Below are 5,844 nucleotides of genomic sequence, written 5' to 3' on the forward strand. Positions count from 1 at the left end.
GGGCATTTTGAGGGATGTGGCCAGTTTTGAGGATGAAAAAACGAGGCTTGGGAAGCTGTATAGCTTCAGCAAGATGGCGGATGAGTTCGAGACCACCTTGCAAAATGAGATGAACTTCTTGGTCGAAGGTGAAAATGCCGAGACGTTCAAGCTGAATTTTTTGCATGACCCAGGAATCCATGTTCCCGAAATCAGTTGGATTCACACCAGTGGACGTGTACTGACCATGGAGGAGATCAAAGGAATCTCCCTGAAGGACCTCAGTGCGCTGGATGAGGCCGGGTTGGATAAGTCCAGGATTGCCAGGAATCTCGCTTCCTCCCTACTGCACCAGATACTGCGAGACGGGTTTTTTCACGGAGATCCACATCCCGGGAATATCATGGTTCTCCAGGATAGCACGATAGTCTTCTTGGATTTGGGTATGGTGGGAAGGCTGTCTCCCCAGAGGAAAAATCAATTTCTAAAAATGCTGATGGGTATCACCTTGAAGGACAGTAAGCTCATAGTCCAGGCGATAATCGATCTTGACGCCATGGCTGATAGAATCAATCTGAAAAGCCTGGAAAAGGACATCGATCGTTTGAGGGATGAAGTGCTCTCCGTCCCGCTGAGCCAAATAAAGATCGGCGAGGTATTCAATGATGTTTTCCACTTGGCATTCACCTACAACATCACTATTCCGAGCGAATTCACCATGCTTGCCAAATCGCTGGTCACCTTGGAAGGGTTGGTCGGGCAATTGGATCCGGACCTCAATGTCTTGGAGATTGCCGAACCGATAGCTGGGAAGCTAGTCTTTACGCTCTTTTCTCCCGAGAAAATTGGTAAGGAAATTCTCGCCGGAGTCATGGATTATGGCAATTTGATCCGAAATTTTCCGTCAGCAATGGTGAATTTTCTTGACAAGCTGGAGCATGATGATTTTATCATGCACCTTGCGTTGAAAGAGGACGATCGGTATGCAGGCAGGGTGGATGACTGGAACATCCGGTTGGTCTTCAGCGTAGTGATACTCTCCATTTCGATGCTCCTTTCTGCGCTCATTATCGGCCTAGGGTTGTCCGGAGTCCTTGGATCTGACATTTTGGCCGATTACGGATCCTTCTTGAAAGCGGGCTCGGTCATAGTGGCGGCCGGTCTCGTCGGCTTGATAATTTCAGTTATCCTCTCGCGGCGTCGGAAACGCTGACAAATTACATCCTGGCGCAGTTGCCATACTAAATTCTTCCCTCCTGGGATCTTTTCCATTGGTACTGAACCTTTGGATACCTCTGTCTGTTTATGCTTCCAGCTTTTTGGTCCCTGTACCTTTTGACTGAAAAAGATCCGGTGAATTCGAATACAATCCACCTTGCAGGGATTGCCGCATGCTTCGCGTTGGTAAGGGAATTCCAGATGGTTTTGACCACCCATCTCCGCTTTCTCTTGGGGCTTGAGGAACCCGTGAGGTTTTCTGCTTCTTACAGTATCGGGTCGCACACTGCGTAATCTGTTTCTGGATGGGGCATGCGCCCATGTTCTGCAACTGGTTGGAGCTGGAGAAATGCAGGCTGTCGCCGATATGCGCGATCGATTCCTTATGCGTAAGGTCTGGACGGCTGTTCACGAACCAACTGCTATTTGGAGTTATGGAATTTGCCTCAATGGACAATGCGTTCTATGATAGATATTGCCATGAGAAAGATATTCAAGCTTCTGAGAACCGTGATTCTCTGCCATCTCGTCTATGCCTTGGTGGGTGGCGTACTCGTTTTTGCCTTTTCACCTCAGGTTTCTGAAGGCTCGCATGGATCTTCTCCGCCTTTGCGTGGCAATGATGGTGTGGCATTGCTTGATGGACGGTTGGAAAGCTTTGATGTTCGCATATACTTTCTGCAGCATGCTACAGAATACATCGATATCGCATACCATACGGTCCATCCTGGAGAGGCGTCCGATATTTTCTTCGGTGAAGTGCTCTCCGCTGCGGATAGGGGCGTACAGGTGCGCCTCTTCCAGGATGGGATATTTCACAATCTTCGATTTTCAATGCAGGGTGCTCACCATGTGCTGATACAACATCCGAACAGAGAGTTACGGTATTGGAAGCCGGTCAATCCAAACAAACCATGGACATGGCAACCCCGTATCCATGACAAGATGGTCTTGGTGGATGGGGAGTATGTGATAATAGGCTGTAGGGATATAGGTGATAAGTATTACTTTGAACGTGAACAGTATAAGCCGGTATTTGATCTGGATGTGATGATATGAGGTGATGCGGATTCACCTGCCAGTTTTTTCATGCTGCACATTCCTTCTTTGAAAAGTTATGGCAATCACCGTATGCGGAACCCCAAGAACCTTCTCGGATTACCGAACGTAAAGCAGTGGAGGCAACCAATACCTATGAGGAGGCGGCAAGAATGTATGAAACGAGTTCTGCACTCCCTTCATTCGTTCCGGTAGAGATGATCCATTTGGTACATAATCCACTCGACAGGGGATCCAAGAACCCTGCAGTGCTATCTGCGATGAGAGACTGCAGTAACTCGGCACGGGAGCGAATCGTGATACAGAGTCCGTATATCATCATAAATGGCGCGATGAGAAAGTATGCGGCGGACACTGGAGAAGCCGAACTGTTATTCCTTACCAATTCACAAGCTGTCAGTCCCAACTACTTTGCGATGTCGGGGTATCTGAACCATAGGAAACGGCTATTGCGTTCCTCCGATATCCTTGAATATAAGGGGCACGGTTCCTTGCATGGGAAAACGATACTCATGGATGGAAAAATCTTGGGAATCGGGACATTCAATATGGATCCGAGAAGTTCCTTTCTTAGTACAGAGACCATGGTTTTCATCGAGAGTGAGAATCTGGCGACGCAACTCGAAGAGATTCTGGGAACCTACATGGAATTCTCTCTTCCCCCATCAAGTACGCAACATGTTCCCTTCATGAAGTGGATAACTACCTTGGTCAGATTGATTGTTGCCCCCTTTCACTACATGTTGTAAATATGGAAAAGTGTCTGCGCTACATTGCATCCATCTTCCCATGTGCAAAACGTGGAAATATGGCTCTATTGGTTGATATGCTCCTAGGATGTCCTGGTAATTAAGCACATCACCTGCTATCCAATAAAACAGCCACTCAAACAAAAAGACTGTATTGTGGCGTATTCTGGCATTACCTCTCACACGCTTCCTTGGAATTGCGTGGCCGACGACCCACCATGATCGACTATTGATTTGTCTGTTGGATGTTTGAAAGGAACCATACCTAGTAGATCGCCAAAGCCCATCAGCACCCGTTTCCCACGCATCCGCGATGAGGGCTCGGATTTCTCCAAATGGATAGAGTGGGCCGATACTTTTTTTTGCGAGCACGATGTGACATCTTGGGAGATGCCCAGACTTGAGCTATCCGACTGAAGCAGCAAGGATTATCTGTTCATTGTGAATCTACTCTCCAACCTCTCCCCACCCCTTGATAATATCATTTATCAAACAGAATTTGAGGAAATCGCTATTGGGTATCTTGCTCATCAGTTTGTTGATCTTATGCCAATTCTCTTCAGTCAAGGTAATTTTATGTGTTTCTGCCATCATTTCACTCCTCGTATATTTTCATAGGAATAACGCCATACAGATTAGTTCTGCTTCAGAGACATTGGTGATATTGGAAGATACCAATCTTCTGGAAGGCTTCATGAACCCATGAGTCCTAATGCAGAAAATTCTACACTTGGATCTCCATCCCATTCTTGAAAATGAACCGCACATCCTCTTTACTGTGGATCACAGCATGATCGGCAAGCGAGTGCCAGAGGTTATCGGTGAATTCGGTTACCAACCGTTCCTGTTTTTTCAGGGCTTTGAGGAACAACTCCGTTTTGGTTTTTCGAGATTTTATCTCACGTATCGAGCCTTCCAATGCTGTCAGCTGGTCGTGGACCTCGGCATACCGCTTTGAAAGTTTATCAAACCGGTTCTGGTACGTTTTCTGATCCATCACTGTGCTGGCATTCTCAGTATTGAGTTGTTCCATGAGCGAAACAATCCCAAGACGTTCTGCTTTTACCATTTCCAGCTTCGATTCTTCTTGGGAAGTGTCGAAGATTTCTTCGGTGAGCTTCCCAAAGTTCCCTATGATTTCATCCTTCGTGGAGATGACGATGTTAACCGCTTTAACGAACAGATCCTGCAAGGTATCCTCATAGAAGTGTGGAGCGCTGCATCTGTGGTGCCGATCAGCATATTTTTCATTACACTGCCACACCACCTTGCGATATTTACTTTTGGAGTGCCATACCTTCGGTCCAAACAAGCCTCCACAGGCTCCGCATCGGATGCGTCCGGAAAAGACGTGGGTACCGTTTCGTGTCTCCACATGCTGGGCGCGATACTCGATTTCTTTTTGTACCAGATTGAAGATCTCAGGTGTGATGATGGCCTCATGGTTCTTTTCCACATAGTATTGGGGAACTTCTCCTTTGTTCACTATTGGCTTTTTTGTCAGAAAGTCTGCGATGTAATACTTCTGCAGTAATGCATCACCCTTGTACTTCACATTGGTGAGGATGTGTTTGACCGCTGATGCGTACCATGCACTGTTGCCGGAACCGGTTTTATGTCCTTCGCTTTCCAGGCGTTTGGCGATCCCATGGAAAGTCAATCCTTGCAGGAACAATGAGAAGATATACCGCACCAGCTTCGCCTGCTCGGGATTCACCACCAGATTGCCATCGGGACCTTTATCGTAGCCAAGGAAGCGGGTGTAGCACACGGTGACTTGGCCATCAGCGAAGCGTTTTCTCCGGCCCCATTTGACGTTCTCGGATATGGAGCGTGATTCCTCCTGGGCGAGTGAGCTCATGATGGTTATGAGCAGCTCCCCCTTGCTGTCAAACGTTTTTATACCCTCTTTTTCAAAATAGACCTCCACCTTGCTTTCCTTGAGGCTCCGGATGGTGGTGAGGCTGTCCACGGTATTGCGGGCGAAACGGCTGACGCTCTTGGTGACGATCAGATCAATCTTGCCGGCAAGAGCATCGGCTATCATCTGCTTGAAGCCCTCGCGCCTGTTGGTGCTGGTTCCGCTGATGCCCTCGTCGGTGTAGATGCCGACGAATTCCCATTCAGCATTGGCCTTGATCATTGTGGTGTAGTAGTCCACCTGTGCCTCGTAGGAGGTGAACTGGTCGTCCCTGTCGGTGGAGACTCGGGCGTACCCTGCGACCTTCCGCTTGGGCCTCAGCTGATCGACTCCCTGTCCTGATGCAAACTCCCGGATGGCCGGGATGACACGTACCTCTCTCATTGCTTCTCCTCGCTCTCTTGCATTCTTGTCATCTTCTGTCGCCTCAACACCCATGCATCGCTTCTTGCCGTACTCTTCCAAGGAGTCCTAAGGATACGTCCGTCATGGAGATGGAACTCCAAGGAATCGGCGAATACCACGATCCGCTTCACCTGCTCGTCAATCAAAGCCGCGTCGAACTCCGCTTCCTCGGATGCCCCGAAGAGGGGTCCGAGGGATGAGCAGCATGCTTGGCGCAGGGCACGAAGCGGAAGGTTCTTTGCATTGCAGGCCTTGATGCCGTTGTTCCTCTTGTTCGAGCAACGATACTGGCCCTGTTGGAATTCGGTGATATCATCCTTATTGGTGCCGGTTGCCGGGGTGTAGGTGAAAGAGCTGCCGCAATTGCCGCAGACCAGCTTTCCGGTGTGTTGGTTCCAGAATTATTCTGGAGTGAAATTCTACAATTAGTCTCCGTCGAATTCCCACAAACTAATCTGGAGCTAATTCTTGCATATTGTTTTGGAGTAATAACGGATAGGCAATCCATCGGCA

The 5,844-nt window shown here is 48.4% G+C and carries 6 protein-coding genes and 1 pseudogene; 3 read left to right on the plus strand and 4 right to left on the minus strand.

Features of this window, described 5'->3' with window-relative positions; genetic code table 11:
• From AB7C91_RS13405 to AB7C91_RS13415, 3 genes are all read left to right on the plus strand, one after another.
• A partial coding sequence (locus AB7C91_RS13405; protein ID WP_428592273.1) for an ABC1 kinase family protein occupies nucleotides 1–1,192 on the plus strand: 1,192 nt, incomplete at its 5' end.
• A 485-nt stretch (nucleotides 1,193–1,677) separates the two neighbouring features.
• Entirely contained in the window at nucleotides 1,678–2,256 is a 579-nt protein-coding gene (locus AB7C91_RS13410; protein WP_428592276.1) for a phospholipase D-like domain-containing protein, read from the plus strand.
• A 260-nt stretch (nucleotides 2,257–2,516) separates the two neighbouring features.
• Nucleotides 2,517–3,005, plus strand: coding sequence for a phospholipase D-like domain-containing protein (locus tag AB7C91_RS13415; RefSeq protein ID WP_428592288.1), 489 nt, complete (start codon nucleotides 2,517–2,519; stop codon nucleotides 3,003–3,005).
• 447 nt (nucleotides 3,006–3,452) lie between these two features.
• Here AB7C91_RS13415 and AB7C91_RS13420 read toward each other — a convergent pair whose 3' ends face one another.
• The 4 genes and pseudogenes from AB7C91_RS13420 to AB7C91_RS13435 all read right to left on the minus strand — a co-directional run.
• Nucleotides 3,453–3,596: a hypothetical protein gene (locus AB7C91_RS13420; protein WP_428592279.1), complete on the minus strand. Its 144-nt coding sequence runs from the start codon at nucleotides 3,594–3,596 to the stop codon at nucleotides 3,453–3,455.
• A 133-nt stretch (nucleotides 3,597–3,729) separates the two neighbouring features.
• On the minus strand, nucleotides 3,730–5,310 hold the full coding sequence (locus AB7C91_RS13425) for a recombinase family protein (RefSeq protein WP_428592282.1): 1,581 nt from the start codon (nucleotides 5,308–5,310) through the stop codon (nucleotides 3,730–3,732).
• Entirely contained in the window at nucleotides 5,307–5,477 is a 171-nt protein-coding gene (locus tag AB7C91_RS13430; RefSeq protein WP_428592285.1) for a hypothetical protein, read from the minus strand. Before AB7C91_RS13430 ends, AB7C91_RS13425 begins: the two co-directional genes overlap by 4 nt.
• A 123-nt stretch (nucleotides 5,478–5,600) precedes the next feature.
• Nucleotides 5,601–5,708: pseudogene (locus AB7C91_RS13435) on the minus strand (hypothetical protein); the annotation flags it as partial.
• Nucleotides 5,709–5,844: the final 136 nt, after the last annotated feature.

Source organism: Sphaerochaeta sp. (assembly GCF_050256055.1).
Taxonomy (GTDB): Bacteria; Spirochaetota; Spirochaetia; order Sphaerochaetales; family Sphaerochaetaceae; genus Sphaerochaeta.